The 26,200-nt window shown below is 73.1% G+C and carries 19 protein-coding genes; 7 read left to right on the top strand and 12 right to left on the bottom strand.

What is annotated here, in order from left to right:
- Positions 1 to 355: 355 nt before the first annotated feature.
- Positions 356 to 1,780, top strand: coding sequence for an amidase (locus ACFVUH_RS22360; protein ID WP_387915063.1), 1,425 nt, complete (start codon positions 356 to 358; stop codon positions 1,778 to 1,780).
- Between the two features lie 177 nt (positions 1,781 to 1,957).
- Complete coding sequence (locus tag ACFVUH_RS22355; RefSeq protein WP_387915062.1) at positions 1,958 to 2,353, top strand: chaplin; 396 nt, start codon at positions 1,958 to 1,960, stop codon at positions 2,351 to 2,353.
- 84 nt (positions 2,354 to 2,437) lie between these two features.
- On the opposite strand, the gene ACFVUH_RS22350 is transcribed toward ACFVUH_RS22355, so the two are convergent.
- The 5 genes from ACFVUH_RS22350 to ACFVUH_RS22330 all read right to left on the bottom strand — a co-directional run bounded on the left by ACFVUH_RS22350 (position 2,438) and on the right by ACFVUH_RS22330 (position 8,036).
- Positions 2,438 to 4,426 (bottom strand): FUSC family protein, encoded by a 1,989-nt coding sequence (locus ACFVUH_RS22350; protein ID WP_387915061.1) that lies wholly within the window; start codon positions 4,424 to 4,426, stop codon positions 2,438 to 2,440.
- 115 nt (positions 4,427 to 4,541) lie between these two features.
- Positions 4,542 to 5,837, bottom strand: a complete 1,296-nt coding sequence (locus ACFVUH_RS22345) for an MFS transporter (protein WP_387915060.1) — start codon at positions 5,835 to 5,837, stop codon at positions 4,542 to 4,544.
- The gene (locus ACFVUH_RS22340; protein WP_387915059.1) at positions 5,834 to 6,523 is read right to left on the bottom strand and encodes an ArsR/SmtB family transcription factor; all 690 of its coding nucleotides are present in this window, start codon (positions 6,521 to 6,523) and stop codon (positions 5,834 to 5,836) included. Before ACFVUH_RS22340 ends, ACFVUH_RS22345 begins: the two co-directional genes overlap by 4 nt.
- Positions 6,524 to 6,596: 73 nt before the next feature.
- A complete protein-coding gene (locus tag ACFVUH_RS22335) occupies positions 6,597 to 6,977 on the bottom strand; it encodes a MerR family transcriptional regulator (protein ID WP_355372064.1) in 381 nt (126 codons plus the stop codon).
- A gap of 36 nt (positions 6,978 to 7,013) precedes the next feature.
- On the bottom strand, positions 7,014 to 8,036 hold the full coding sequence (locus ACFVUH_RS22330) for a zinc-binding dehydrogenase (RefSeq protein ID WP_387915165.1): 1,023 nt from the start codon (positions 8,034 to 8,036) through the stop codon (positions 7,014 to 7,016).
- 275 nt (positions 8,037 to 8,311) lie between these two features.
- On the opposite strand from ACFVUH_RS22330, the gene ACFVUH_RS22325 reads away from it, so the two are divergent.
- Complete coding sequence (locus ACFVUH_RS22325; protein ID WP_387915058.1) at positions 8,312 to 9,055, top strand: PIG-L deacetylase family protein; 744 nt, start codon at positions 8,312 to 8,314, stop codon at positions 9,053 to 9,055.
- Here ACFVUH_RS22325 and ACFVUH_RS22320 read toward each other — a convergent pair.
- The 3 genes from ACFVUH_RS22320 to ACFVUH_RS22310 form a co-directional block, all read right to left on the bottom strand.
- Positions 9,052 to 10,905: a SpoIIE family protein phosphatase gene (locus ACFVUH_RS22320; protein WP_387915057.1), complete on the bottom strand. Its 1,854-nt coding sequence runs from the start codon at positions 10,903 to 10,905 to the stop codon at positions 9,052 to 9,054. The genes ACFVUH_RS22325 and ACFVUH_RS22320 overlap by 4 nt on opposite strands.
- Positions 10,906 to 10,970: 65 nt before the next feature.
- Positions 10,971 to 11,165, bottom strand: a complete 195-nt coding sequence (locus ACFVUH_RS22315) for a DUF1918 domain-containing protein (RefSeq protein WP_355372015.1) — start codon at positions 11,163 to 11,165, stop codon at positions 10,971 to 10,973.
- 183 nt (positions 11,166 to 11,348) lie between these two features.
- A complete protein-coding gene (locus ACFVUH_RS22310; RefSeq protein ID WP_387915056.1) occupies positions 11,349 to 12,026 on the bottom strand; it encodes a TetR family transcriptional regulator in 678 nt (225 codons plus the stop codon).
- A gap of 126 nt (positions 12,027 to 12,152) precedes the next feature.
- Here ACFVUH_RS22310 and ACFVUH_RS22305 point away from each other — a divergent pair, with 126 nt between their 5' ends.
- Entirely contained in the window at positions 12,153 to 12,713 is a 561-nt protein-coding gene (locus ACFVUH_RS22305) for a hypothetical protein (protein WP_355372020.1), read from the top strand.
- A 133-nt stretch (positions 12,714 to 12,846) separates the two neighbouring features.
- Here the strand turns inward: ACFVUH_RS22305 and ACFVUH_RS22300 are convergent, their stop codons facing one another.
- On the bottom strand, positions 12,847 to 14,514 hold the full coding sequence (locus ACFVUH_RS22300; RefSeq protein WP_387915055.1) for an FAD-binding oxidoreductase: 1,668 nt from the start codon (positions 14,512 to 14,514) through the stop codon (positions 12,847 to 12,849).
- Between the two features lie 1,949 nt (positions 14,515 to 16,463).
- Here ACFVUH_RS22300 and ACFVUH_RS22295 point away from each other — a divergent pair.
- The 3 genes from ACFVUH_RS22295 to ACFVUH_RS22285 all read left to right on the top strand — a co-directional run bounded on the left by ACFVUH_RS22295 (position 16,464) and on the right by ACFVUH_RS22285 (position 19,582).
- Positions 16,464 to 17,225: a hypothetical protein gene (locus ACFVUH_RS22295; protein ID WP_387915054.1), complete on the top strand. Its 762-nt coding sequence runs from the start codon at positions 16,464 to 16,466 to the stop codon at positions 17,223 to 17,225.
- Positions 17,226 to 17,352: 127 nt separating this feature from the next.
- Positions 17,353 to 18,693 carry a GH1 family beta-glucosidase gene (locus tag ACFVUH_RS22290; RefSeq protein ID WP_387915053.1) on the top strand — a complete coding sequence of 447 codons (1,341 nt, stop codon included), beginning with the start codon at positions 17,353 to 17,355 and terminating at the stop codon, positions 18,691 to 18,693.
- A gap of 277 nt (positions 18,694 to 18,970) precedes the next feature.
- A complete protein-coding gene (locus tag ACFVUH_RS22285; RefSeq protein ID WP_387915052.1) occupies positions 18,971 to 19,582 on the top strand; it encodes a hypothetical protein in 612 nt (203 codons plus the stop codon).
- Positions 19,583 to 19,594: 12 nt separating this feature from the next.
- Here ACFVUH_RS22285 and ACFVUH_RS22280 read toward each other — a convergent pair whose 3' ends face one another.
- The 3 genes from ACFVUH_RS22280 to ACFVUH_RS22270 all read right to left on the bottom strand — a co-directional run bounded on the left by ACFVUH_RS22280 (position 19,595) and on the right by ACFVUH_RS22270 (position 25,912).
- Entirely contained in the window at positions 19,595 to 20,785 is a 1,191-nt protein-coding gene (locus ACFVUH_RS22280) for a hypothetical protein (protein ID WP_387915051.1), read from the bottom strand.
- A gap of 238 nt (positions 20,786 to 21,023) precedes the next feature.
- Positions 21,024 to 21,866, bottom strand: coding sequence for a hypothetical protein (locus ACFVUH_RS22275; protein ID WP_387915050.1), 843 nt, complete (start codon positions 21,864 to 21,866; stop codon positions 21,024 to 21,026).
- Complete coding sequence (locus tag ACFVUH_RS22270; protein ID WP_387915049.1) at positions 21,866 to 25,912, bottom strand: AAA domain-containing protein; 4,047 nt, start codon at positions 25,910 to 25,912, stop codon at positions 21,866 to 21,868. Before ACFVUH_RS22270 ends, ACFVUH_RS22275 begins: the two co-directional genes overlap by 1 nt.
- Between the last annotated feature and the right edge of the window lie 288 nt (positions 25,913 to 26,200).

Raw genomic sequence — 26,200 nt, 5'->3', positions numbered from 1 at the left:
TTCGGTGGTGACGCGGGCTTCGGTCGGGTGCTGCTGCGTCGGAGCCGGCCCCGGGGCGTCGGCCCACCGTGCCGGCCCTCGTCCGGCCAGCGTATACGAGCTGTTGGACGCCCGGCCCCTGCGTTTCGGCACGCCCCGGCTCCGTCGAGCGCGGGGTCCGGCGGACTCGCCGTGAGGACCGGCGAGGAAGGCGGGGCCGCCGACGCCCGGGCGGCCCGTCCGCGGTGCGGAACACGGGGTGTCCGCCGGGGCCGCCTCGCCCTAGACTGCTCAGCTCGCACGGCAGTACCGGCGGGTAGGCAGGTGTCCGCGGGTGCCGCCACCGACCGGCAGCAGGCAGGGAAGGGGAGTCCGGATGGCCGACGAGCGGGTGCACGCCTACGGGGACGACGCGCTGGGGGAGCACGACGCGGTGGCCCTGGCCGCCCTGGTGCGGTCCGGCGAGGTGAGCCCCGCCGAGCTGGCGACGGCCGCCGCGGCCCGGGCCGAACGGGTCGATGCGGCGCTCGCCCCGGTCGCCTTCGCCGCGTACGGCCGGCCGTACGGCGTGGACGGCGGCCACGGCGGGCCCAGCGCGGGGGCGGACACGCCGCTGTACGGCGTGCCCAGCTACCTCAAGGACAACACCGACCTGCGCGGCATGCCCACCGGCCAGGGCAGTTCGGCCTTCCGCGCCAAGCCCGCCCGCCGCACCGCGGGCTTCGCCGAGCAGTTCCTCGGCACCGGACTGTCCGTCCTCGGCAAGACCCGGCTGCCGGAGTTCGGCCTCAACGCCTCCACCGAGTTTGCCGCGGCCCGCCCCGTCCGCAACCCCTGGCGGACCTCGCACTCGCCGGGCGCCTCCTCGGGCGGCGCGGCGGCGCTGGTCGCCGCCGGCGTCGTCCCGATCGCGCACGCCAACGACGGCGGCGGCTCGATACGGATCCCGGCCGCCTGCTGCGGACTGGTCGGCCTCAAGCCCACCCGCGGCCGGACGGTGCCCAACGCCCAGGGCCGCCGGCTGCCGGTCGACCTGGTCACCGACGGCGTGCTGACCCGCTCCGTGCGCGACACCGCCGCGTTCTTCGCCGCCGCCGAACGCCACCACCGCAACCTCGCGCTGCCCCCGCTCGGCCTGGTCGAGGGCCCCGGCACGCGCCGGCTGCGGATCGGCCTGGTGGTGGACTCCCCGACGGCGACCACCGACGCGCCGACCCGGGCGGTGGTCGAGGAGACGGCCGCCCGGCTCGCCGCGCTGGGCCACCGGGTGACGGAGGTGCGGCTGCCGTTCGGGGAGGAGTTCTCCCGCGACTTCGTCCTCTACTGGGGCTACATCGCCTTCCTGATCGCCGCCACCGGCCGGCTGGTCGTCGACCCCGGTTTCCGGGCGTCCCGGCTGGACGGGCTGACCACCGGCCTGCGGCGGCTCTTCCACCGCGAGTTCGCCCGGGTCCCGGGTGTGGTGCGGCGGCTGCGCGCGGCCGAGCGGACGTACGCGGAGCTGTTCCGCACCCAGGACGCGATCCTGTCGCCGGTGCTGGCGCACGTCGCGCCGCCGATCGGCCATCTGAGCCCGAACGTCGCGTTCGACGAACTGATCGAACGGCTCACCCGCTACGTGGCGTTCACCCCGGTCAACAACGTCACCGGCGGCCCCGCCATCGCCCTGCCGGCCGGCGCGAGCCCCGACGGCCTGCCGATCGGCGTCCACCTGTCGGCCGCCCACGGCGAGGAACGGCTGCTCCTGGAACTCGCGTTCGCGCTGGAGGCGGACCGGCCCTGGCGGCGGATCCAGGACTGAGGCCCGTTCCGGGCGGTTCCGGCGGTTCCGGCGGTTAGGGCGGGCGGGCACGGTCGGGGCACCGTGGTCCGACCGGGTGGCGGGGCGCCTCCATCGGTGGCCGAACGGGCCCGCGAACGGGTGATCGCCCGCGCGGGCTGCCGCGCGCGCCCGGTCCGTCCGGCTACTCCTTTCGCCATGACCAACACCAGCAGGTACCTGCTCGCCGGCAGTCTCGCGGTCGCACTGGCCGCCCTCTCCGCGGGCCCCGCGGCCGCCGGACACGGTGGGAAGCCCGGACACGGCGCCTACTCCCTGCCCGCGGGCACGACGTGCGTGAACGCGCACGGCGACGCCGCGGCCTACGGCGTCGCCGCAGGATCACCGGGCGTCCTGTCCGGCAACCAGATCCAGGTCCCCGTCAACCTCCAGGCCAACGTCTGCGGCAACACCATCGACATCATCGGCCTGCTCAACCCGGGGAACGGCGGGGGTGGCGGGAACAACGGCGGCGGGAACGGCGGGGGTGGCGGGAACAACGGTGGCGGTGGGAACAACGGCGGCGGCGGGAACAGCAGCGGGGGCAACAACTAGGACGGACGCCGTCGGCCCCGGGACCCTCGCACGGGTCCCGGGGCCGACGTTCGTGTCCCGGGGGCCGGTCGCCGGTCGGGCGGGTCAGCCGAGGACCGGCGAGGCGATGGCGCAGGCCGCGCGGACCTCGCGGCGCAGCGGGGCGAGGACGTCGTCGGCGGTGCTGCGGTCGGGCCCGGTCGCTTCCTCGGGGGCCGGCAGCGGGGTGCCGGTCCGCAGTGCCTCGGCCAGCGCGGCGAGGTCGGCGGCGATGGCGGCGACCTCCTGCGGGGGCGGCGCCGGCACCCCGTGCTCGACCCGCACCCGGGTGGCGGTGGTCGCCTCCACCACCCGCTCCACCGCGATCACCAGCGGCCACCACGCCGCCGCCCGGGTGCCGGTCGGCGGTGGCTCGGTGAGCGCGCGCTGGAACTCGGAGCGGACCGCGGAGAGGTCCCGGTAGAGCCGCCGGCGCCGGCGCGGCCGGGACGGCTGGTCGCGGCCGGGGGCGGCGGCGAAGGCCAGCGCCACGTACCCGGAGGCGTCCGCGACGGCGTCGGCCAGCCGGTCGCCGATCCGGGTGTGCCAGGACTCCGGCCAGCACAGGTAGCCGGCCAGCAGGGCGATCGCGCAGCCGATCAGCGAGTCGTACAGCCGGGGCAGCACCAGTCCGAAGCCCTGGTGGTTGAGCAGGTCGGAGAGCAGCAGGATGACGGGGGTGATGGCCGCCGTCTGGAAGGCGTACCCCTTCGCGGAGAACGCCGGGATCAGCGTGGCCAGCAGTGCCACCGTCGGCACGTCCCACCAGCCGCGCGGCACCTCGGCGAGCACCGGGACGGCGATCAGCAGCCCGAGGGCCGTGCCGAAGGCGCGCAGCACGGCGCGCGAGAACACCGAGCCGAAGTCCGGCTTCAGGACGAAGGTGACGGTCAGCGCGACCCAGTACGAGCGGGGCACCGGCAGCACCGAGACCAGCACCTGGGCCAGCCCGATGCACAGCGCCAGCCGCAGGCCGTAGCGCCAGGACGCGCCGGACAGCAGCGCCGCCCGCGTCGCGCGCCGGGCCCGCTCGCCGGGGGCGGCGGGGCGCCCGAGCCGGTCGGGGTCGGCGTCGGCGCGCCCGGGCTCGGCGTCGACGGCGGCCGCGTACCGCAGGGCCTGGTCCAGGGCCCGTTCGGAGGGGCCGGTGGGCGGTGGCAGGGCGAGGAAGGCGGCGGGGTCCTCGCCCGGGGCGGGGGCGGCCCGGCCGCGTTCGACGGAGTCGGCGAGCGCCAGGACGGCGGCCGGGTAGGCCTCCGGCAGCGGGCCGAGCCGGGCGACCGGGCGCAGCTTGGCGGCGGAGGCCGCCTCGACGACCGGTATCAGCGCGTTGAGCCGGGCGATCAGCCGGGCCAGTCCGGGCGAGCGGCCGTGCCGGCGGGTGCGGTGGGCGAGCAGCAGGTCGTACGAGGCGTTGAGCGACTGGGTGACGGCCAGCCGCCGTTCGTCGTGCTCCGGGGTGCCGGCGGCGCGGACGAACGCGGCGACCGCCCGGTAGCTGCCGGCCACCGCCGCCCGTTCCGGCAGGCCGCCGCGCAGCGGCCAGGCGAACAGGGTGAGCAGCAGCACCACGGCCCCGCCGGCGAGCAGCAGCAGCGGCGCCGTCCACCACGGGCGCGGCATCGGCAGGCCGGCGCCGACGACGGCGTTGAGCAGGAGCAGCAGGCCGCAGACGGAGGCGACCGAGCCGATCGAGGAGATCATCCCGGAGACCAGCGCGACCAGCGTGAGGACGGCGACGGCCGTCCAGTCGCGCCCGAACACCAGGGTGCCGAGGGCGATGCCGGCGGCGCCGAACAGCTGCGGCACGGCGATGTTGAACACCCGCATCCGGTAGGCGTCGGCGGTGTCGCCGATGACGGCGGACAGCGCGCCCATCGACGCCAGTGCCCCGTACGCGGGCCTGCCCGCCGCCAGCCCGACGGCCAGCGGTGCCGCCAGCCCGGCGGCGGCCCGGGCCACCGCCGCCCACGGGACGGGCGCCGGCTGCGGCCGCATCCCGGCGGTCAGCCACTTCGGGGGCGAGAGCCGGCCACCCGGCGCGTCCTGTGCCATGGCGTCAACCTACGGCGCCCGCGCGGCCCGCCCCGGCCACGGCACGCGCGGGCGTTCCGGGGCGGCGCCCCGCCGGCCCGGCGAGGTGCCGCGTCGGCGAGGCGCCGGACCCGCGTCAGGCGGTCACGGTCTCCGGGGCCGGGAACGGGGCGTCGGCCGGGCGGGGCGTGGAGGGCAGGTCACGGGTGCGGCCGACGGGGGAGAGGAGCAGGACGAGCGCCGCCAGCGGCACTCCGGCGGTGGTGATCCACAGCGCGGGGCGCAGGCCGAGCACGGTGCCGAGGACACCGGCCAGCAGCGCGCCGAGCGGGATGGTGCCGTAGCTGAGCACGGCCCCGCCGGCGCTGATCCGGCCGAGCAGCTCGGGTGGGCAGTAGCGCTGCTGGAAACCCGACTTGATGACGTTCCCGGCCACCACGCCGACCGAGATGCCGAACCCGCCGGCCACGTAGCAGAGCACGCCCGCGCCGGGACCGGTGAGCGGGATCAGCAGGGCGGACGAGCACAGGCCCAGTTCGAAGAGGATCATCGCGCGCGCCGTGCCGATCCGCGCGGAGACCCGGCGGGCCACGAAGGCACCGAGGACGCCGCCGCTGCTGACCGTCGCGATCAGGGCGCCGACGGTGCCCGGTGCGAGGCCGACCTCGCGGACCAGGAAGGCGACCTGGATCGACTGGTAGCCCATCAGCGCCAGGTTGGACGCGCTGGCGAACAGGGCGAAGGTGCGCAGCCAGGGGTCCCCGGTGAGCAGCCGCAGGCCCTCGCCGACCTCGCGGCGCAGCGAGCGGTCGGCGGCGGGCTCGTGCGGTGTCTCACGGTGCCGGATCCGGCCCAGGCAGAGCAGCGAGACCAGGAAGGTCGCGGCGTTGGCGAACATGCCGTTGGCGGCGCCGGCGAGTTGGGCGATCAGGCCGCCGGAGCCGAGGCCGGCGATCTGGGCGGCGGAGGCGCTGCCGTGGAGTTTGGCGTTGCCCTCGGGCTGGTCGGCGGGGGACAGCAGGTCGGGCAGGTAGGCGGTGTAGGCGGTCTGGAAGAAGACGGCCGCGGTGCCGGTGAGCAGGGCGACGGCCAGCAGCAGTCCGACGCTGAGCCGGCCCGCCCACCCGGCGACGGGCACGGCGGCGAACAGGACGAGCGAGACGGCCGCGGCGGCCAGCATGACCGGGCGGCGCCGTAAGCGGTCCACCCAGACGCCGGCGGGCAGGCCCATGACCAGCCAGGGCGCCCAGGAGGCGGCGCTGAGCAGGCCGATCTCGAAGGTGGAGGCGTGCAGTTCGGAGACGGCGATCAGCGGCATGGCGACGCCGGTGACGGAGGCGCCGAACTTGCCGGCCGTCTCGCCGCACCAGAGCAGCCGGAAGTCGCGGTGGCGGCGCAGCAGGCTGCGGGGGGCGGTGGCGTCGCGCTTCACTCGGCGCCCCCTGCCCGGCCCTCGGCGCCCTCGGTGCTTGCGGCGTCCTCGGTGCTCGCGGCGCTCGCGGTGCTTCCGGGTTCGCCGGTGCCCGGGGGCTGCGGGCGGCGCGGGAAGGACTGGAGCTGGACGACGACCGGCAGCGCCGTCGGGTCCGGCTCGGCGTCCGGGTCCGGCAGATGGCGCTGGACGACGGCGAACAGCTCGTCGTTGAGCGCCCGGAGCTGGGCCGGCGTCAGCCGCAGCCGGCTCCAGTCCGAGATGGTGCCGGCGCTGCGCCACTCGTCCGGCCAGTCCTCGGTGATGTAGGTGTTGATCCGGCTGAAGTACTGACCGACGAGTTCGTGCAGGTAGAGCGAGACCGCGCCGCGGGAGTCCGGGTCGTCCCGGAAGTCGGTGGTGTTGAGCTGGTTGGTGACGGGAACGCGCCGCCACCAGCGCTCGCGCTTGGTGCCGCGGCCGGTCTCCTCCTCGATGAACCCGTGCTCGGCGAGGTGGCGCAGGTGCCAGCTGACGGTGCCGGTGTTCTCGCCGAGCCGCTCGGCGAGCCGGGTGGCGGTGGCCGGGCCGTCGAGGTTCAGCAGCTCGAAGATCTTCATCCGCAGCGGGTGGGCGAGCCCGCGCAGGCTGCGCGCGTCCAGGCGACGCATCGGCCGGTCGGTGGTGGGGTTCTCCTCGGTGGGCATGACGGAATCGTAGGACGCAGAGAGTTCTCTGCATAGGGGTCTCTGCAGAGAACTCTCTGGAAGTGAGGGGCGGTTACGCTTCGACGGTTCCCGTGTGCCGGGCCAGGGCCTCGCGCAGCCGGGTCAGCCGCGCGATCTCCGCGTCCAGGGCGGCGAGGCGCTGCTCGATCACCGGGGCGAAGGTGTCCGGCCCGAAGTCCCCCTCGGACGCGCAGCTGCGCGGCGGGTCCGCGGCGAGCAGGTCCAGCCGGTGCGCCCGGCTGGCGAGGTCCTCGACGGTCAGCCCGAGGGCCAGCAGCGCCCGGATCACCCGCACCCTGGTCACCGTGTCCGGTCCGTACTCGCGCTGCCCGGCGGCGGTGCGCACGGGCGGCGGCAGCAGGCCGCGCTCCTCGTAGAAGCGCAGCGCCCGCGGTGTGGTGCCGGCCGCCGCCGCCGCGTCCCCGATCCTCATCCGTCCCGTCATCCGCCCCTCCCCGAGCGTCCCTGCCTACAGCTCCACGACCATGGCGCCGAAGACGTCACCGTCGATCAGCCGGGACAACGCCCCGGGCGCCTGCCCGATGCCCGGCAGGACCGTCCGGGGGACGACCAGCTCGCCGGCGCGCAGCCAGCCGTCGAGCCGCTCGTGCCACTCCGGCTCCAGCTCCGCGTACCGCTGCCCGCTGACGCCGTGGACGGTGACGCTGCGGGTGAGCAGCCGGAAGGTGTCCACCACGGCCGGCGCGTCGGCGCCGCGCCGGGCCGGGTCCATCTGCCCGGCCAGCGTCCCGATCAGCGCGAACCGCGCGCCAGGACGGGCGGCGTCGACGGCCGCCGTCAGCTGCTCGCCGCCGACCATGTCCAGCAGCACGTCGACGCCGTCCGGGGCGGCCTCGGCGAGCTGCCCGGCGATCGGCCCCGCCCCGCGCACCAGCACGGCGTCGTAGCCGAACTCCTCGGTCAGCCGCCGTGCCTTGGCGGCCGAGCCGGCGGTGCCGATCACCCGGGCCGCCCCGAGCAGCCGGGCCACCTGCCCGGACACCGTGCCGAGCGCCCCCGCCGCGCCGGTGACCAGCACGACGTCCCCCTCCCGGACTCGCGCCGCCCGGGTCAGCGCGCCGTAGCCCGTGAGGCCGGGGGAGAGCAGGGCGAGCGGGTCGGGGAAGCCGTCGGCCACCCGGGTGAACGCGGCGGCCTCGGCCACCGCGTGGTCGCGCCAGCCGAGCAGGTGGGTGACCAGGTCGCCGGGCCGCAGCGGTCCGCCGGCCGGTGCGGCCAGCACCTCGCCGAGGGCGGGCCCGGCCAGCACGTCGCCGGGGCCGATGGTGAAGGGCGCGTCGGCGAAGTCGCCGCCGATCAGGGTGCGCAGACCGGGGAAGACGAGGAAGGCCCGGTTGCGGACGAGCACCTCGTCCGGGCCCGGCGCGGCGAGCGGGCCCTCGACCAGGGCGAAGCTCTCGGGGGTGGGCAGACCGGCGGGCTCGGCGACGAGCCGGATCTCGCGGACGGTACTGGGGAAGGACGGCACGATCGGACTCCAGGGTGTGCGGGGCGGTGGGTTCGCCGTGCGGCGGCCGTTCCGCCGCGCGGTGCGGGGACGCTAACCCCTGCCCCGCGCGTCAGGGGCAAGTCCGTCACCGCGCGCTGCGATCGCCCGACGGGCCGTCCGGTGATCTTCTGGAGTCACGCCCGGTGTGACCGTATGGCCGTATGACCGCACGGCCGCCCCGTCGCACGACTGCACGACCGCACAACTGCACGACCGCACAACCGCACGCACCGGCACCACGGAAAGGCAGCACCACCATGACCGAGCAGCAGGCACCCACGCCCCTCCAGCCCGTCGACGAGGACTGGCGGACCGCCCTGGTGGTCGTCGCCCACCCCGACGACATGGAGTACGGCGGGGCCGCCGCCGTCGCCCGCTGGACCGACCAGGGCAAGAAGGTCGTCTACGTGATGGCCACCAGCGGCGAGGCCGGCATCGACGGCATGGACCCCGAGCGCTGCCGCCCGCTGCGCGAGGCCGAGCAGATCGCCTCCGCCGCCCTCGTCGGCGTGGACACCGTCGAATTCCTCGGCCACCCGGACGGCGTCGTCGAGTACGGCCTGCCGCTGCGCCGCGACATCGCCCGCGCGGTGCGCCGCCACCGCCCGGACATCGTCATCACCAGCAACTTCCGCGACACCTGGGGCGGGGTCTTCCTCAACCAGGCCGACCACATCGCCGTCGGCCGGGCCACCCTGGACGCCGTGCGGGACGCGGGCAACCGCTGGGTCTTCCGCGAACTGGTCGACGAGGGGTACGAGCCGTGGGACGGGGTCCAGGAGATCTGGGCGGCCGGCTCGCCCGGGTCCGCGCACGCGGCGGACACCACCGAGCACTTCGACCGCGGCGTCGCCTCGCTGGAGGCCCACAAGGCCTACCTGGCCGGCCTCGGCGGCGCGATGGCGGACGCCCGGGGCTTCCTGGAGGGCGTCGGCCGCGGCGCGGGCACCCGCCTCGGGACGCGCTTCGCCGTCGCCTTCGAGGTCTTCCCGCTCCGCTAGAGCGTCGCGTCGCCCGGGGAGTGGGCCGCCGAGCGGGCCGGGTTGCGGCGCAGGGCGAGGATCGTGAGGTCGTCCCGGCGGCGGCCGCGGCTGTGGCGGCGGACGTCCTCGTCGACGGCCTCGGGGAGGGTGTCCGGGGTGTGCCCGGCCAGGGCGGGCAGCCGCCGCTCGACCGGGTAGAAGACGCCGTTGCCGTCCGCGGCCTCGGTGACCCCGTCGGTGAACAGGAGCAGCGTCCCGTCGGCGGGCAGGTCGAACCACTGGACGGTGCGCACCTCCCCGGCGAGGTCGGCGAGCCCGAGCGGTACGCCGGGCGACAGCTGGACGGCCGTCGCGCCGCCGTCGGCCAGCAGGTACGGGGCGAGGTGGCCGCAGTTGACCGCTTGGACGGCGGCCGTGCGGTCCAGGCAGAACACGGTGGCGGTGACGAAGCGTTCGGCCTCGCCGCTCTGCGCCGCGTACGTGTTGTGCCGGGTGACCGCGTCCTCCAGGGCGAGGACGACGTCGGTGAGCGCGGGTTCGCGGAAGGCCGCCTCGCGGAAGGCGCCGAGCACGGCGAAGCCTGTGCCGATCGCCGGCAGGCCCTTGCCCTGGACGTCGCCGATGACCACCCGGGTGCCGTACGGCGTCTCGGCGATGTCGTAGAGGTCGCCGCCGACCATGGCGTCCTCCTCGATCGGCCGGTAGCAGCCGTGCAGCAGCACGTCGGAGGTCAGGGCGGGCAGCGGGCGCAGCAGCTGGCGCTGGAGGGCGACGGCGCTCTGCCGCATCCGGTGCAGGTCGCGCTCGCGCTGGATCCGGCGCGCGCACAGCGCCACCGCGACGCCCGACGAGCCGACCACGGTGGCCACCGTCAGTGCCCGGCCGTTGACCGACTCCGGGGGGAAGAACACCGAGCTGATGATGATGACGCCGGTGACCCAGACCGCGGCGGCGACGGTCTGGGCGAGCGTGCCCAGACCGGCCAGCAGCGCGGGGACGAACACCAGCAGCAGCACCAGCCGGGCGCTGGTGCCGCCCGCCGCCTGCGCGGCGAGCACCAGCACGGTGGCCAGCAGGACGGCGAGCACGACGGTCCGGTTGGCGGGCATGCGCAGCGCCCCGTCGCTCCCGGGACCCCCGCGCGCCCCGTGTTCCGCCATCCTCGCCTCCCAGGTGATCGTTTCCAGGCTCACCGGTTGGGGCGCGCGTCGCAACCGCGCGCGCCCCCGGCGGCCGCGCAGCAGCCGGTGGGCGGCGAGCAGGACGGCGAGCAGGCCGAGCGCGAGCAGCAGCCACAGCTGGTAGCGCACCGCCGTCCGCCAGACGGTGCCGACGTGGGCGCCGGCCAGGTACCCGACGGCGGCCCACACGCCCACCCACAGCGCGGCGCCGATCACGTTGAACACCTGGAACCGGGGCCACGGCATGCCGGTCGTCCCGGCGATGATGCCGTTGGTCTGCCGCAGCCCGTCGAAGAACCGGGCGACCGTCACCACCTTGCCGCCGTGCCGCTCGAAGAACACCTCGGCGCGGGCCGTGCGCTCCGGCGTGAGCCACACGTACCGGCCCCAGCGGTGCACGAAGGCGCGCCCGCCGGTGCTGCCGATCAGATGGCCGAGGGTGTTGCCGAGCACCGCCGCCGCGAAGGCGATCGCCACCACGGCGGCGAGGTCCAGGTGGCCGGTGCCGGCGAAGACGGCGGCCAGCACCAGGACGGTCTGCCCGGGCGCGGGGATCGCGCAGTTGTCGAGCAGGACGAACAGGGCCAGCGCCGGGTAGCCGTAGTGCTCCAGCAGCGGCGCGAGCGCGGCCAGCGGCCCCGGCAGGGCCGGTGCGCCGTCGGCGGCCGAGCCAGCCGAGGCGGCCAAGGCGGCCGGAAGCGGCACGGCTCACCGCCGCGGGCCGCAGGGGCGCGGGGCGGTGGCCGGTGGCGTCAGTGGATCGCCTCGCGGGGTTCGATGTTGCAGTCCGGACCGGGGTAGATCAGGCCCGTGTGGCCGTCCTCGAAGCGGACCACGTACGGTGGCTGGCCGTCCTGGCCGCGCACCTCGACGATCTCGCCCTTCTGGTCGGTCATGCCCACCGCCCGGCTGTGGATGTGGAGCTGGTCGCCTACTGCTGCGTGCATGGTCGTGCTCCTCGCGGTGTGTGCGGACGCCGGGACCGGCGGGGCGGCCGTTGCCCCGTTCCTCTGTCTCCACTGTGCTTCCGGCCCGCCCGGGCCGCAACGGCTCGCCGGCTCCGCCGGGGCCGGGCGAGCCGCGCCGGGACCCGACCGGACCCGCGCGGGCCTGCTCCGGTCCGCGCGGGCTCAGTGCGGGCCGAGCTGCTCGACGAGGTAGCCGCGGACCAGCCGCTTGCACTCGGCGATCATCGCCGGATCGCCCTGCGGGTCGCCGCGGAAGGCGAGCTTGAGCACCGCGTCCGCCGCCTCCAGCGCGACCCGCAGTCCGAGCGTGAGGGCCACCGGGTCGGCCGCCGCGAAGAGTTCGCCGCCGAGCGCCTGGAGCCGCAGCGCGACCGCCGTGTTGTTGTCCACCTCGGTGTCCAGCAGGTGCCGGTCGTCCCGGACACCGCTCGGCGCGGCCGGACCGGCGAACCCGAAGTCCACCTGCCCGAAGCCGGGGACCGTGCGCTTCATCGCGACGAACTCCTCCACCGCGAGGTCGGTGAATCCGGCCGGGCCGGTGGGCGGCTCGGCGCGCAGCCGGCCGTCGAGCCGGTCCAGGTAGCGGTCGAGGTTGCGGCCGGCGAGCGCGGCCAGCAGGTCCTCCTTGCCCGCGAAGAACTGGTAGAGCGTGCCGATCGGCACCTGCGCGCGCTGGGCCACCTCCTTGGTGGTGAGCGCCGCCGCCCCGGCCTCGTCGAGCAGCGCGGCACAGGCGTCCAGGATCCGCTCGTAGCGCTCCTGGCTGCGCTGCTGCACCGGCCGCCGCCGCCCGGCGCCGGTCCGCCCGGGGGCCGGGTGACTCCTCGTGTCCGCGCTCATGGGGCCACTGTGCCGCATCGGCCGTTCGCCGGGCCAATTGCGCGGGGCCGTCCTCGGGACGGTCCCCGCAGGTCCGGCGCAGGCCATAGGCTCTGCGCTGATCACCAGGGGCAGGGAGAGGAAGACATGGGGCAGAAGATCATCCGGTTCTCGGACCTGACCGGCCGGCACGCGGAGGAGGAGGGCCTGGTGCGGATCGTCGTGCGGGAGCACCCCGAGCTGGTCGACGGTCCGGTCGAGATCGAGGCGCTGCCCGGGGAGCTGGCCGGGGTCGCGGACCTGGCGCTCGACCTGGTGACGGTCGAACTGCACCACCCGGACGGGGACGAGCCGGAGACCGTCGTGATGACCGTCGAGGCGTTCGACCGGCTGGCCACGGTCGCGCCGATGGCCGAGGTGCTGCGCGGCGCCGAGCGGGCCGCCCCCGCCGTCCCGGGCCCCGGCGCGCCGGCCGTCGCCGCCACCGCCCGCGAGCGGGTCAACTACGCGAGCCTGGAGCACGCCGGGCGCCCCCACAAGGGCCGTACCACCGACGCCGAGAAGCAGCTCGTCCGACAGCACCTGGACGAGATCAACGAGCGGCTGGCCGCCGAGGGCGTCCGTACCGTCGACCTGGCCAACGCCGAGCACGTCACCCGCTACGGCCTGGAGGACCTGGCCCGCGAGCGCGGCGCCACGCTGGGCTGACGCCCGCACCGGTCGTGGCGGCCGGCCGGCCGGCACACGCCGACCGGCTGCCACGACCAGGGTGACGCCCGGGGCGGCGGTGTCGACGGCGACCAGGACCGCCCCGGCACCTCCAATCCCGGCGCAGTGACGCCTACTCCGGGAGCGTGACCGAGAGGGCGTGCCGGAAGACGTTGCGCGGGTCCCACCGGGCCTTGACCCGCTGCAGGCGCGGGTAGTCGTCCTTGTAGTAGAGGGTGTACCAGGGGACGCCCGAGGTGTTCCAGGCCGGGTCGGCGAGGTCGACGTCCGGGTAGTTGATGTACGACCCGTCGCTCACCCTCCCCGGTACGGGCACACCGCCGGTGTCCTCGTAGACCTCCCGGTAGAGCGCGCGTACCCAGGAGAGGTTGGCGCCGTCGTCCTCCTCCCCGGCCCAGACGCTGTGGTAGACCGCCTTCATCACCACGTCCCGCTGGGCCACCGCGGTCGCGCCCGGCTCCACGGCCCGGACCCGGCCGCCGTAGCCGACCAGCAGCATGCCGCAGGCGGCGTTGCCCGTGTTGTTGGTCAAGTGGCGGTGGATCGTGGCGAATTGGGCATCGGTGAAGGAGCGTCTGAGGTAGCCGGCCTTGCCCTTGTACCGGCGGGTGATGATGTCGCCGGCCTCGCCGTTGCCCGGCCAGGTCATCGGGTAGAGCCACGGGACGGTCGCGCTGCCGCCGTCGATGTCCAGACCGGTGCCGGCGTTCACCTGGTCGACGAAGTCCTTGACCATGTCCGCCGCGCCGGGGATCCCGGCGTCGATCTGGACCACCATCGAGAAGGTGGTCGCCTCGCGGTGGTTGAGCCGCAGGACCGCGTACAGGCCTACAGCGGGCGAATCGGGGTCGCTGTTGCGCTCGTGCCAGGCGCAGAAGTTGCGCAGCAGGGTGGTGAACGCCCGCCGGGTCGTCCGAGGGCTGTCCCAGGACCACTCGACCAGCGCCTCCAGCATCTCGGCGGGCGCCGGCGGCAGCAGACGGCACGGGTCGGGAGCCGCCGAACGGGCCTCGGCGTCGGCCTGCGGCGAGCGCAGCCAGTACCGGGTGACCACGCCGAAGTTGCCCCCGCCGCCGCCGGTGTGCGCCCACCACAGCTCGCGGTCGGGGTCGTCCGGCTCACGGGTGGCGACCACGGCGCGGGCGGTTCCGTCGCGGTCGACGACCACCACCTCCACGCCGTACAGGTGGTCCACCACCGAGCCGTAGCGCCGCGACAGCGGCCCGTACCCGCCGCCGACCAGGTGCCCCCCGGCGCCCACCTCCGGGCAACCGCCGGCGGGCACGGTCACGCCCCAGCCCCGGAACAGCGTCCGGTACACCCGGCCGAGCGTGGCGCCCGGCTGCACCTCGAAGGCCCGCCTTCCCGGGTCGTAGCCCACCGCGTCCAACGGGGAGAGGTCCAGCAGCAGCCGGATCGCGGGGTCGGCGGTGAAGCCCTCGAAGCAGTGGCCGCCGCTGCGTACGCCGATCCGCCGACCGTCGCGGACCGCCTCCTGCACCGCCCGCACCACCTGCTCGGTGGTGCCGACGACCCGGATCTCGTCGGGGCGTCCGACGAAGCGCTGGTTGTCGCCCTTCAGCAGGCTCGCGTAGCGCGGGTCACCGGGGCGCACGACGGCCGGACCGAAGGGGACCGGTTCGCGGTGCCCGGCCGCCCCGGCGGGCTCCGTCGCCGTCGCGGTCGCCGTCGCGGTCACCGCTGCGGCGGCGAGGCCGCCGGCGGCGGTGAGCAGCGCGCGCCGTCCCGGGCTCGCCGCGTTCGTGGGTTCTCGATGCATCGTCAGCTCCCCGGGGGTGAAAGCCGGTCTCCCCGGTAGCATGCGCGCTCGTGCCGGGTCGCGGCCAGCGTCTGGCCGGACGTGTCGGCGGATCCCGTGGTGCGCGCTCGCGGAGCGCCTCTTCGGCCCGCAGGCCCCACGCCCCGCTGCCGTTACCCCTGTGGTGTGATCGGCGCGGGCCGATCCCCCTCGGAGGGCGTGTCGGAAGGACGCGGGCGGCGTTCGGGGTAATAACTAGCTCATATGCCCGGCTGGAAACTGTCCTTCTGCGCGGCTGCCGCCGTCCTGGTGGTGGCCGGATCGGCCACCGGTCCGCCGCTGGCCAACTCGGCCGCCAACCTCCCCTACGGCGGCCCGGGCGCCGGCGCGTTGACGCTGACGGTGACCGTCGACGGCCGTGCGGGCACCCCCGTGGTGAAGGCCGGCGACGACGTGCGGATCAGCTACCAACTGCGCAACGACGGCGAAGCCCCGGTCGTCGACCTGCAGATCACCGACACCCTCGCTCCCGGGATCGAGCCGCATTGCCCGGGCCGGGACGCCGACGGCAACCTCCGACTCCCCCCGGTCGCCACCCTTGTCTGCACGGCGACCGTGCGTGCCCTCCCCGGCGAACACGAGGGCCTGGTCACCGCCCGCGGTGTGCTCGTCTACGGCCACTACGTCCTCACCCGCACGGCACACTCGGGCTACACCGCCGTGGGCGCGAGCCCGGCCGCTCCCTCCGTCGCGGCAGCACCGGGCGCGGGGGTGCCCGCCGTGGGGACACCCGGCGCTGGGACACCCGGCGCGGGGGTACCCACCGCAGGCACACCCACCGTAGGCACACCCAGTGCGGGCACACCCAGTGCAGGGACACCCACGCCGGCGGCCGGGGCGACGGGAGCACCGGTGCCCGCTCCGGCAACACCTGCCGCACCCGGTTGCGAAGTCGGTGCTCCCCAACCGGGGACCCCGGTGGGCGGAGCGGCAGCGCCGGGCGGTCCTGTGCCCGGTGGTCCCACGCCCGGGGTTCCCGCAGCCGCTGCCCCGGGACCCGGAGCACCGGCACCGGTAGCGGTAGCGGTGGCGGGCGTACGCGCAGGTGAGGTCGCCGCCGTCGGGGCGCCCGCAGCCGGGGCTGCGGTCGGCGGGGCTCCTGCGCCTGCGGCGCCTGCGGTCGGGGCTGCCGCACCCGGGGCTCCTCCACCGGGGGCTGTGGCACCTGGGGTGCCGGCGGGCGGGACCGCCGCCGTCGGGGCGCCCGCGGCCGGGGCTGCCGCACCCGGGGCCGGGGCTCCTCCACCGGGGGCTGCGGCACCTGGGGTGGCGGCGGGCGGGACCGCCGCCGTCGGGGCGCCTGCGGCCGGGGCTGCGGCACCGGGGGTGCCGGCAGGTGGGGCCGCCGCCGTCGCGGTACCCGCAGCGGGAGCTGTGGCAGCCGGAGCTCCCGCAGTCGGCGCCGCCGCCGTCGGGGCTCCTGCACCCGGGGCTCCTGCACCCGGAGTTCCCCCCGCAGGCGTACCCGCTGCCGCCGCACCGGCCGCCGCCGTTCCACCGGCCCCCGCCGCCCCTGCCGCCCCGGCCGTCCCTGCGCCCGCCGCCCCCGTCCCGGGTGTTTCCGTCCCGGGTGCTCCCGGTGCCGCTGCGCCGGGCAACGGGCGCAGACCCGTGCAGACCTCGCCGAGCGGTGGTTCCAGTGTCGCGTCCCCGAGGCCCTCGCCATCCCCTTCAGCCTCCACCTCCGCCTCCGCCTCACGTTCCCCTGGCCCCGGCACGGGGGGAGGCCACGTGACGTCACCCCTCCTCCACACCGGCCGGTCCGCCACCCGCACGACGACCACCGCTCTGCAGCAGCGCTTCCTCCTCCTGTTCCTCCTGGTCCTCCTCATGCCCGCGATCGCCGCCGTAGCCATCGCGCGGCGTCGCCGTAGGCCGCGCCGCCGACCCGGCCCAACCTCAGGGGCGCCATGGAACACGTAATCGGAGTGATCGGAATCGTCGTCGGATTCGCCGCCGTCGCCGGGGGCGCCGCCCTGCTCAACAGCCGCAGGATCAGGCGATCGGAGCCGGAGGACGAGGCCCGCGACGACACCGCCGAGTACCTGACGATGATGGTCGGCGTGCTGTACGCCTTGGTGCTGGGCGTGGCGCTGGTCGCGGTGTGGGAGGCCAAGGGTGACGCTGGTGCCAACATCAGCGCCGAGGCAGGGGCGCTGCACCAGACGTATCTGCTTGCCGACGCGCTGCCGCCCGAGGCCGCTCAGCAGGCCCGATCGGCGGCGGTCGCGTATGCCACCTACGTCCGGACCGAGGAGTGGCCCCTGATGGAGGAGCGCAAGGCGCTGGGCCCGCGCGGCTGGACGCTGCTGCACGACGTGCAGAATGCGTGGACGTCCTTCGAACCCTCCACCAACGTGCAACAGCAGGTGGACCAGGTGGCGTTCGGGCAGATCTCCGTCGCCTACCAGTCGCGCCACGGACGCGAGTCGGCCGGCAGCGGAGGAATGTCGGGCGTGATGTGGTTCGGCCTGCTCGCCGGCGGTGCGCTCACCCTGGGCCTGATGTTCCTCTTCGGCATCCAGCGCACCCGCACCCATCTGGTCCTGGTCGTGGGCTTCACCAGCCTCATCGCGTTCATGGTCGTCTTCATCTACGCCCTGAACTCCCCCTTCGGCGGCCTGCTCGGCCTGAGTTCCGCGCCCTTCGCCGGGGTCGGTGTCGGAGGCTGACCCGAGGGCCGGCGGACCTGCCCTGTCCAAGGGGCCGGCCGTCCCCGGACAGTGGCCCGGCACCCCTGGTGTTTCGCCATGGCGCCAGTAACATGAGCAGTCCTCATGTTCTTCCCGGGAGGCTGCCATGCCGGACCGCTACGACCTACCACCGGGGTTCCGCTGGGGTGTCGCCACCGCCGCGTACCAGATCGAGGGCGCGGTGGGGGAGGACGGCCGCGGCCCCTCCGTCTGGGACACCTTCACCGCCCGCCCCGGCGCCATCCGGGACGGGCACACCGGGGCGGTCGCCTGCGACCACTACCACCGCTGGCCCGAGGACATCGCCTTGCTCCAGGGCCTCGGCGTGGACGGCTACCGCTTCTCGATCGCCTGGCCCCGGATCCAGCCGACCGGCGCCGGAACCGTCAACCCCGCCGGACTCGCCTTCTACGACCGCCTCGTCGACGCCCTCCTCGACGCCGGCATCACCCCCCTCCCCACCCTCTTCCACTGGGACCTCCCGCAGGCCCTCGAAGACAACGGCGGCTGGCTCGACCGCGACACCGCCCACCGCTTCGCCGACTACGCCACCGTCATGGCCGACCGCCTCGGCGACCGCGTCCCCGCCTGGATCACCCTCAACGAGCCCTTCGTCCACACCGTCTTCGGCTACGCCCTCGGCATCCACGCCCCCGGCCGCACCCTGATGTTCGACGCCCTCCCGGCCGCCCACCACCAACTCCTCGCCCACGGCCTGGCCGCCACGGCCCTCCATGACCGCGGCCTCGACGTCCTGATCTCCAACAACCTCACCCCGGTCGGACCCGCCTCCCCCTCACCCGCCGACACAGCCGCCGCCAGGGCCTACGACGCCCTCCACAACCGCCTCTTCACCGACCCCCTCCTCCTCGGCCGCTACCCCGACCTCACCGCCCTCGGCGTCCCCGACGACATCTTCGGCGCCGTCCGCCCCGGCGACCTCGACCTCATCCACACCCCCGGCCTCGACGGCCTCGGCGTCAACTACTACAACCCCACCCGCGTCGCCGCCCCCACCGATCCCGCCCTGCCCTTCGACCTCCTCGACATCCCCGACGTCCCCCACACCGCCTTCGGCTGGCCCGTCGTCCCCGAAGGCCTCCGCCAACTCCTCCTCGACCTCCGCCAGTCGTACGGCAGCTCCCTCCCACCCATCACCATCACCGAGAACGGCTGCTCCGTCACCGAGGAAACCGCCCCCGACCACCCCCGCATCACCTTCCTCGCCACCCACCTCGACGCCCTCGCCCAGGCCGCCGCCGAAGGCATCGACATCCGCGGCTACTACACCTGGTCCCTCCTCGACAACTTCGAATGGGCCGAGGGCTACCACCAACGCTTCGGCCTCGTCCACGTCGACTTCACCACCCAGCGCCGCACCCCCAGGGCCTCCTACGCCTGGTACCGCGACCTGATCGTCGCCCATCGGGCGCGTCGCTCAATGTAGTTGGACCTCCAGCTGCCGCGGGATGTGCAGCCCCTCGGCGCTGGCCGAGAGGCCATCTCGATGGCGCGGCCCGCAGCAGCTGCGCCCCGGACTCAAGGCAGAGGACAGGGTGTTCGATGAGTCCGTAGCCCGTCCCCAGCGGTTCAGCTGCGGGCTGGTTGCGCAGGGACGGGCGGCCTTGCGACTTCAGGGCTCACTACCTCGCGCCCGGCCGGAAGCATCTTGGTGCCAGGAGGCTCCTGGCCGTGCTGCCGCGCGGTACGGCAAGGTGGGGTCCATGGCAAGTGTGGCGAATCCTGCGGCTTGGCGTTCGATCCGCGAGGCGGCCTTCTCGCAGGTGTCCTCGGAGAGCGAAGGCATCACGCTATCGGTCCTGGGTACCCGTGCCCTCCTGCTGTACCGGATTGATGAAGCTGAGCATCGCAGGCGGGAAGCGGTTGGTGCTGAGCAGTTGGACAGCATCCCCGTGTTGGAGTGTCTGCTCGGTCTTCCGGTCGACCTTCCCGTTCCGGTGGAATCGCTCCCGCGGTGGGTAGAGGTTCGTCATCTCCCTCACGGAGCGGTCGAGTTGGACACGGATCTGGTGAAACGTCGAGCGGTCCGGCCGCTCGCCGTTGACCTCGCGGTTGTGCTGGCCGCCGACTGGCGGACGGGTCTTGAGCGTGCGGGCCGATTTGCACCGTTCTGCCGCCGCGCCGTCCTGCTCCGCTCGGCCCCGGGCGCGGGGCTGGACGAGATCTTGACGGAAGCCGCCTTCTACGGCATCGGCGTGTTCGTCCACGAGCAGGACGGGATCCGGATGGCCCTGCAACCCGAGGTGTACCGGCCGCTGCGGCACACCGCAGCGGCCTGGCACTTCGTCGAGGAGCTGTACGGACGACTTGGCTGAATCGCCCGCGCCTCAGTCTGCTCCTGCGCCCGTCGATGTCGAAGGCGCCGCCATATTGAGGAGGGACCATCGCAGCAGCTGCGGTTGGACCTTGAAGCCGTTTGGCTGCTGGATGGCGGCGTTGACGAGCGGATAGCGGTTCACTGCAGTGCGACAGCGTTCCTGCCACCACCGTTGGCGGTCGGGCCCGGGTGCCAGCGTGTGCAGCGCCTGCTGCCAGGACAGCAATACGGACGTGTTGTGCTGTGCTGCTGGCCGGCCGTCACGATTGCTCGGGAAGCTGTCCAGCGGCCGATGGCCGCAGGCCGTGCACTCGCACACGGGTGCGTACGTAGCGGCGAAGCGGCGTGCGAGGGTCTTTCCGAGGAACAGGGCCATCAACTCGGGGAACAGAACGGACGGGGAGTCGGCGAACCCTGAGCTCTTCGCCGGCTCGCCGGGCGGTACGACGTGCCGGAGGCGCCCCGAAAGCCCGTAGCCGGCGAATGCCGCGCCTCCGGCGAGCGCGCCGAACGCCGCGAGATCGGCCCGCAGCAGGGCGGTGCCCGGTATCTGGGCCAGGACCCGGGTCAGGCCGGTGAGAGCGTCGGGGAAGCTCGCCAGCGGGTCCAACTGGCCGCCGAGCATGATGGCCTTGGATCCCGGCGCTGCGCTCAGTTCATCGATGAGGCGGTCGATCATGTCGATCTGCAGCCAGCCGACGTCGATCGGTAGCGCGAGCACGATTCGAGGATCCTCGCGCACGGCAACCTCGCGCACAGCAGCCCGCACAGCGGCAGTGTCCCCGGCTCGGAGGTACCCGGTCGGTGTGAGCGCCGCCGTCGCGCCGACGGCGAGCTGCTCCTGGACTGCCTGACCGAGCGGGTCGGTCGTGGGGAACTCGCCGGCCCGCTGCAGGTAAGGCAGGTCCGCGGTCGCGACACCGTGCTCGTAGAACGCCGGGTCGGCGAGGAGTACGTCCTCGTAGCCCTCCTCCCGAAGGTCCAGTGTCTTCCTGAGGGCCTTCGGCCCACCGATCACGAGCCCGCTCCTGCCGGTGTTGAGGTGGTCCCGTACCCACCCCGCCCGCGTGGCGTCCACATGGATGAGCAGCCGTTCGGCGAGCAACTCCGGTTGGGTGAAAAGAGCTTGGTCGATGAAACGGGACCTCCGGCGTCGGGAGGATCCGCGGGAACGGGAGCGCGGGATGGAGGAGTCGGACATGGCCTCGCCTTCGAATCGGCGGAAACACTCGACGACGTACTCGTGGCTCTACTGTACGGAGCGGACCGATACTCCGCGGTTCGCAGTGATACCAATCACCGTAGAAAAAGCAAGAGTTGGCCGAAGGTCAGATGGCTGCGGCCAGGACGACGTCATGTGTTGCGGGGGCAGGGGGCGTCGTGCGGCTGGTACTGCGACCCGGTCGCCACCCTCCAGGCCGCGATATACTAGGTAGTAGTTATTGCAGGTGGCTCGACTCGAGATCGTTGAGGACAGCGAGGGCCGGGCCCCAGCACATCATGACGGTGTCGTGGTCGGGGTCGATCCCGCGTTCCTGCTGCTGACGAAGGTGGACGAAGTTGCGGTACTCGCGGACGATTTTCATGAAGTCGTGAGCGTCGACCTGAATCCAGCCCCGGGACCGTGCGGTGTCGAGTAGCAGTGCCAGGCTGGCCTTCGCGGCCAGCACCGGCCTTCCTCCATTGGGATTCGGGAATCCCTGCGCCAGGCTCGGCTCGCGTTTGGTCAGCACGTCGAGCAGTAGACCTTCGGTGAAGCTTCCGATGCCGATGAGGGCGAAGACGTATGCACCGTTGTCCGCGCAGATACGGGTTTCGTTCACCCGCTGCATGAGCTGACGAGTGATCTCGTCGCTGCTGACCAGTCGTCGGACACGCGCCTCCAAGTCGTCGGGTGGACTGAAGGTGGTCGATCGGCCGTCCTCGCCGAGCGCACCCAGCATCGGGCGGCCGCCAACGTAAGTGATCGACAGCTGCTCTGCGGCGAGGACCTGGTTGACTCCCTGCCTGAGGAGGTCAGCGGAAGCCATGCCGTCCTCGTACTCCAGCGGATCGCAGATGCGGCAGAGGAGGCGGCTGACGGCGGCTTCGTCATGGGACGACTCCGTGATCGTCTCGGTCAGCCAGGGCACCCGCGCCGTGCCGTCGTATTCAACGGGTACCGGCCAGGCCGCTCGTTTCAGCAGCTCGGTCAGCTGGTAGCCGGGGCGTTCGAAAGGGCCGTCCGTGTCCACGACGAGTCGCGCGATGCGCTGGATGGTCATGGGATCGAGCTGGGGCATCAGATGTGCTCCTTGTCCGCGAACTGCTGAGAGTGATCGAAGGCCTGGTTGAGGCGTTCGACGATGACCCGTCCTCGCTTCCGGAAGCCGAGTTCGGTCATGGCCTGACTGATCCGGGTATCACGGTCGAGTTGGTAGCCGTCGCTGAGAATCCAGCCTGCGAGCGCGCGGAGGTCCAGATCGGAGTAGGCGCCGATGCTGCCACCGGGCCTCAACGACGGCTTAGGTCCTCGCCGAGTCGACGGCTCTTCTGCCCGGCGCGGAGCGGGGACCGGGTCCTGAACTCTGCTGTTCGGCGGCTCATCGGCCGCGCGGACGACGTCCTGCCAGACACCGACGAGTCGGTCCGTCTCGGCCTGGGGGTCAGTGAACCAGTCTGCGGCCCAGATTCGATGGAACTGCCATCCGAGCCGTTCCAGGTGTGCTTGGCGGAGCCGGTCACGGTCTCGTGCGCTCTCTGTGCGGTGGTAGCGGTCGCCATCCGTCTCCACAGCGAGCAGCATCTGACCGGGTCGCTCCGGATGGGCCAGTGCGAAGTCGATACGGTAGCCGGAAACGCCCCATTGCGGGACGGCGGGGACGCCCGAGGACCGCAGGGCCTCCAGAACCTCCCTCTCGAACGGGTTCAGCTCGTACGTCTCCTGGCGGCCGCCCGACCGGGAGAGGTCACCCTGGACAGCGCAGTATTCAAGGAACAGGCGCAGCAGTTCGGGGCCGCGGTTCTTCGTTTCGACACGCGGGCCGAAGTCGTGATGGGAGAACGAGCTGACGACCGTCATGCGCTTGCGGGCGCGTGTGATGGCGACGTTGAGCCGACGCTCTCCCCCTTCGTTGTTGAGCGGCCCGAAACGTTGGGCAAGCCGGCCGTTGGCGGCCTTGGCGTACCCGATGCTGAGGATGATCGCGTCGCGTTCGTCGCCCTGCACGCGTTCGAGATTCTTGATGAAGAAGCGTCGGCCGGGGCCTGCCTCGGGGCTGAAGAAGTCCTGCAGGTCCGGCTGCTCCTCGAGGGCTCTGCGCAGGACGAGATCGATGCGATCGGCGTGCCGTTGGCCCATGGTAATGATGCCGAGGCTGAGGTCGGGGGTACGGGCGGCGTGGTCGAGTGCCAGCTCTACCACTCGTTCGACCTCCTGAGGTGCGGAGCCGTCCTGGCCAGGCAGAGCGTGGCCGTCGACGACCTCCAGACGGATCGGACTCTCGACGGCGGTCCCCGGGAAAGTGACGAGACGGTCGCTGTAGATCTCGCGGTTGGAGAAGGCGATCAGCCTCTCGTCACTGCTCCGATAGTGCCAGCGGAGGGTGTGGACGCCGGGCAGCCGACTGCTGAGCAGGTCCAGCAGCGATTCGAACACGCCGGGATCGTTCCCGTCCTCCTCATCAGCGTTCTCCTGGCTGTCGGTGCCGCTTAGCACGCGGCTGAAGAACGAGGTGGGCGGCAGCTGGTTCCGGTCGCCCGCGACGACGACCTGGCGACCCCGCATGATCGACGTCATGGCGTCGTGTGGCAGGATCTGGCTGGCTTCGTCGAAGACCACCACGTCGAACAACCGGGCGGCCGGTAGCACCCGGCTGACCACGAGCGGCGACATGGCCCAGCAGGGCTTGGCCGCCAGCAGCACGTCGGGGGCTCTGGCGACAAGTTTGCGCAGGGGCAGGTGGCGCGTCTTTCGGGCGGCCTGGTCGCGGACCACGGCGTTCTGGTCGCGGTGAGCATCGCGGGCCTTTCGCAGCCGGGCCGCCACGGAGTACCGCACGCGGCCGGCGTTGGCGGCCATGTGGTCGCTGTCGGTGCGGCGGAACTGTGTGACAGCGTGATCGTGTTCCCGTCCGGTGAAGGTGCGAACGTGCTGGGAATGCATCTTGATCTCGTCGAGAACGGATGACCACCAGGCGTGACGGAACTGGGCGACCGCCGCCTCGGGCGTGGGGAGGCTCCGGGCCAGCTCGTCGAGCAGCGGGCCGAGCCCGGCATCCTCCAAACGGTCGGTCAGCTGGTTGAGTTCGGGCATCTGGTACAGCGTCGCGCGGTGGGCGTCGAGTTCTCGTACGATCTCGGCGACCTCGTCGGCAGGCGTCTTCGCCCAGTCGTCGACACCGGCACAGAGGGCAACTGCGGCGAGCCGGTCGCGAAGTTCGGTGAAGTTTTTCAGAGCGGCGCCGAGTTCAGGGACAGCGGACGGCGGTGTGCCGTCCAGCGAAACGCTCTGCCAGCGGGCCCGCTGCTCCTGGGCCTGGACCAGCCGGGAGTGGAGAACCTGGCGGTCGCGCAGTCCGTCCCGACAGACGGCCCTGGCCTCACGGACCAAGGAGCGCCGCTGCCACCAGCCGATGGGTTGCCCATGTTGTTTGCGCCAAGCCCGGTCGGCGGTGGCGGCGACGAGCCGGTCGAGCTGTGGTCCGAAGACCTCCGCAGTGAACTCCTCGAAGGTGCCGGACACGGCTTGCAGGAGGTCCAGCAAGTGCTGCCAGCCGTGGATGTCCTGTGCTTGGCACAGCCCCGCTGCGGTGATGAGCGCCTCGATCTCCCGGCGGGTGTCCACGAAGGCCGTGCCCGCCAGCTGGTCGAGTCGTTCGAGGATGGGACGGAGTTCCGTGGCGTCCCGCACGCGGGTGCGCGCCCAGGGAGACTGGCCGCGCCGAATCTGCGGCCCCTTCCGGCTGACGAACTTGTGCAGGTCCTGCTCCACCTGCTGCCGACCAGCCAGGTCCAGGTGCTTCAGGACGCCGCCGCGCAGGCGCCAGCGGGTCTGCTGCTCGGGCGGAACTCCCGACAGCGCCGTCAGGGCCTGGTAGGCGCTGACCCCCCATGGGGACCGCGGCTGGTGGAACTCGGAGACGTGCCGGCCGGTCTGACTGCGAAAGTGCTCGAGTGAGGCGTGCAACTGCTCAGGGCGCGGCGGCGGCTCCTGGCCGGACCGGTCGAGGGTCTCAAGAAGCTGTTGGGCGAGCTGGCGACGGTTCAGCTTGTTCCCGTGGAGATCGAGAACGAGTCCGTCGAGATCGGCTTGGGCGAGTCGGTCGGTGACCGCCTCGATCGCGGCGCGCTTCTCCGCAACGAAGAGGATGCGGCGTCCCTCAGCGGCCAGTGCGGCGATGAGGTTGGCGATGGTCTGGCTCTTGCCCGTTCCGGGAGGGCCTTCAATGACCACATGTCGACCAGCCAGCACGGCGCGGATCGCCTGCTGCTGAGAGGCATCGGCGTCGTGGACGAGGAACTCCTCCCGCGGCGGGATCTCGCCTCCCGCAGGAGGGCCCTCCTTCAACAGCGAGCGGGCCGCCGTGATGTCACCTGCGATGGCGGCGATGACGGGATGCTCGGCGAGCAACGAGCTCGAGTTCTTGAGGTCGTTGACCATGGGCAGCCGGTCGAAGCTGAAGGCCCCGACCACTAGGCGTTCCTCGAACGACGCGGAGAGCCCGCTCCGGCGGAGGGCCTTGGCGAGGAGGTCGTACACAGCGCGCACCCTGGTCCCCGGATCCGTTTGCTCCTCGAGCATGGCTGACGCCTGGTCGGCCAGTTGGTCGAGGTCGGCGTCCAGGCCGTACTGGCGGTTCAGCGCGTAGAGCAGGACCGGATTGATCTCCGGCTCGCCGTCGACCTGGAGGACGAAGTCGTTCTCGGTGGCTGTGCGCGGCTGGATCGTCAGGGGCAGCAGCACGAGGGGAGCGCGCAGCGGGAGGACGGTGATTGTGCCCCGTGTCTTCGGCGGGTCCACGTTCAGCAGTCCGCAGGCCAGGCGACCGGCCTCGACACCCTGTTCCTCGTCCAGTTCCAGGATCCGGCGTCGCAGGTAGCGTGCGCGGAGGCAGGCGGATTTGTGGTCGGACGGATCGGGGACCAGGTTCACGAGCCGGATTTTCCGGCCGGTCAGTAGTGCGTGCTGTGCCTCGGCGGAGACGGCAGTCAGGTCGAGACTGCCAGTTTTGGTGTCCTTGAAGTGCAGCAATGTGTTGCGCGGTCCGAAATCAATGAGTTCGTCGGCCCATCGCTGAGCCTGGGAGGCCACGGCCTCCTCCCTCGCGCGGCTGGCGGTGCCGTCCACTTGCTGACCCTCCGGTCCGTCGTCCTGAGCTCACCTGGTCGGTAGGCGAACGCACCAGAATACGGAGCGACTTGAGACGACGAGTACGAATTCGGAGTTTGATCGGAGATTGGGGGGAGCGCATAGGAGTGCTACTTGCCTGAGGTTTTGCGCCCCCGTGCGCTGGGCCGGGATTGGGCACCTCTCCCACTCAGCGACAGGCGAAGTGTGGGTTCTAGCTTCCACGGCCGCCAGGCGTTCGGCCCTGCTGGCCGTGTCATTCGGTCGTGGTCGGCCGACCGGCCAGCT

This window comes from Kitasatospora sp. NPDC058032 (assembly GCF_042885845.1).
Lineage (GTDB): Bacteria > Actinomycetota > Actinomycetes > Streptomycetales > Streptomycetaceae > Kitasatospora.
Note: the sequence above shows the minus strand (reverse complement) of the source record. Positions and strands in the feature narration are given on the sequence as shown.

What these genes read in the sequence shown, in the direction of transcription:
- ACFVUH_RS22355 (WP_387915062.1), top strand. Translation starts at nt 1,958, where the DNA reads ATGACCAACACCAGCAGGTACCTGCTCGCCGGCAGTCTCGCGGTCGCA.
- ACFVUH_RS22285 (WP_387915052.1), top strand. Translation starts at nt 18,971, where the DNA reads ATGGCAAGTGTGGCGAATCCTGCGGCTTGGCGTTCGATCCGCGAGGCG.
- ACFVUH_RS22305 (WP_355372020.1), top strand. Translation starts at nt 12,153, where the DNA reads ATGGGGCAGAAGATCATCCGGTTCTCGGACCTGACCGGCCGGCACGCG.
- ACFVUH_RS22350 (WP_387915061.1), bottom strand. Translation starts at nt 4,426, where the DNA reads ATGGCACAGGACGCGCCGGGTGGCCGGCTCTCGCCCCCGAAGTGGCTG.
- ACFVUH_RS22280 (WP_387915051.1), bottom strand. Translation starts at nt 20,785, where the DNA reads ATGTCCGACTCCTCCATCCCGCGCTCCCGTTCCCGCGGATCCTCCCGA.
- ACFVUH_RS22275 (WP_387915050.1), bottom strand. Translation starts at nt 21,866, where the DNA reads ATGCCCCAGCTCGATCCCATGACCATCCAGCGCATCGCGCGACTCGTC.
- ACFVUH_RS22315 (WP_355372015.1), bottom strand. Translation starts at nt 11,165, where the DNA reads ATGCACGCAGCAGTAGGCGACCAGCTCCACATCCACAGCCGGGCGGTG.
- ACFVUH_RS22290 (WP_387915053.1), top strand. Translation starts at nt 17,353, where the DNA reads ATGCCGGACCGCTACGACCTACCACCGGGGTTCCGCTGGGGTGTCGCC.
- ACFVUH_RS22325 (WP_387915058.1), top strand. Translation starts at nt 8,312, where the DNA reads ATGACCGAGCAGCAGGCACCCACGCCCCTCCAGCCCGTCGACGAGGAC.
- ACFVUH_RS22300 (WP_387915055.1), bottom strand. Translation starts at nt 14,514, where the DNA reads ATGCATCGAGAACCCACGAACGCGGCGAGCCCGGGACGGCGCGCGCTG.
- ACFVUH_RS22360 (WP_387915063.1), top strand. Translation starts at nt 356, where the DNA reads ATGGCCGACGAGCGGGTGCACGCCTACGGGGACGACGCGCTGGGGGAG.
- ACFVUH_RS22310 (WP_387915056.1), bottom strand. Translation starts at nt 12,026, where the DNA reads ATGAGCGCGGACACGAGGAGTCACCCGGCCCCCGGGCGGACCGGCGCC.
- ACFVUH_RS22340 (WP_387915059.1), bottom strand. Translation starts at nt 6,523, where the DNA reads ATGCCCACCGAGGAGAACCCCACCACCGACCGGCCGATGCGTCGCCTG.
- ACFVUH_RS22335 (WP_355372064.1), bottom strand. Translation starts at nt 6,977, where the DNA reads ATGAGGATCGGGGACGCGGCGGCGGCGGCCGGCACCACACCGCGGGCG.
- ACFVUH_RS22295 (WP_387915054.1), top strand. Translation starts at nt 16,464, where the DNA reads ATGGAACACGTAATCGGAGTGATCGGAATCGTCGTCGGATTCGCCGCC.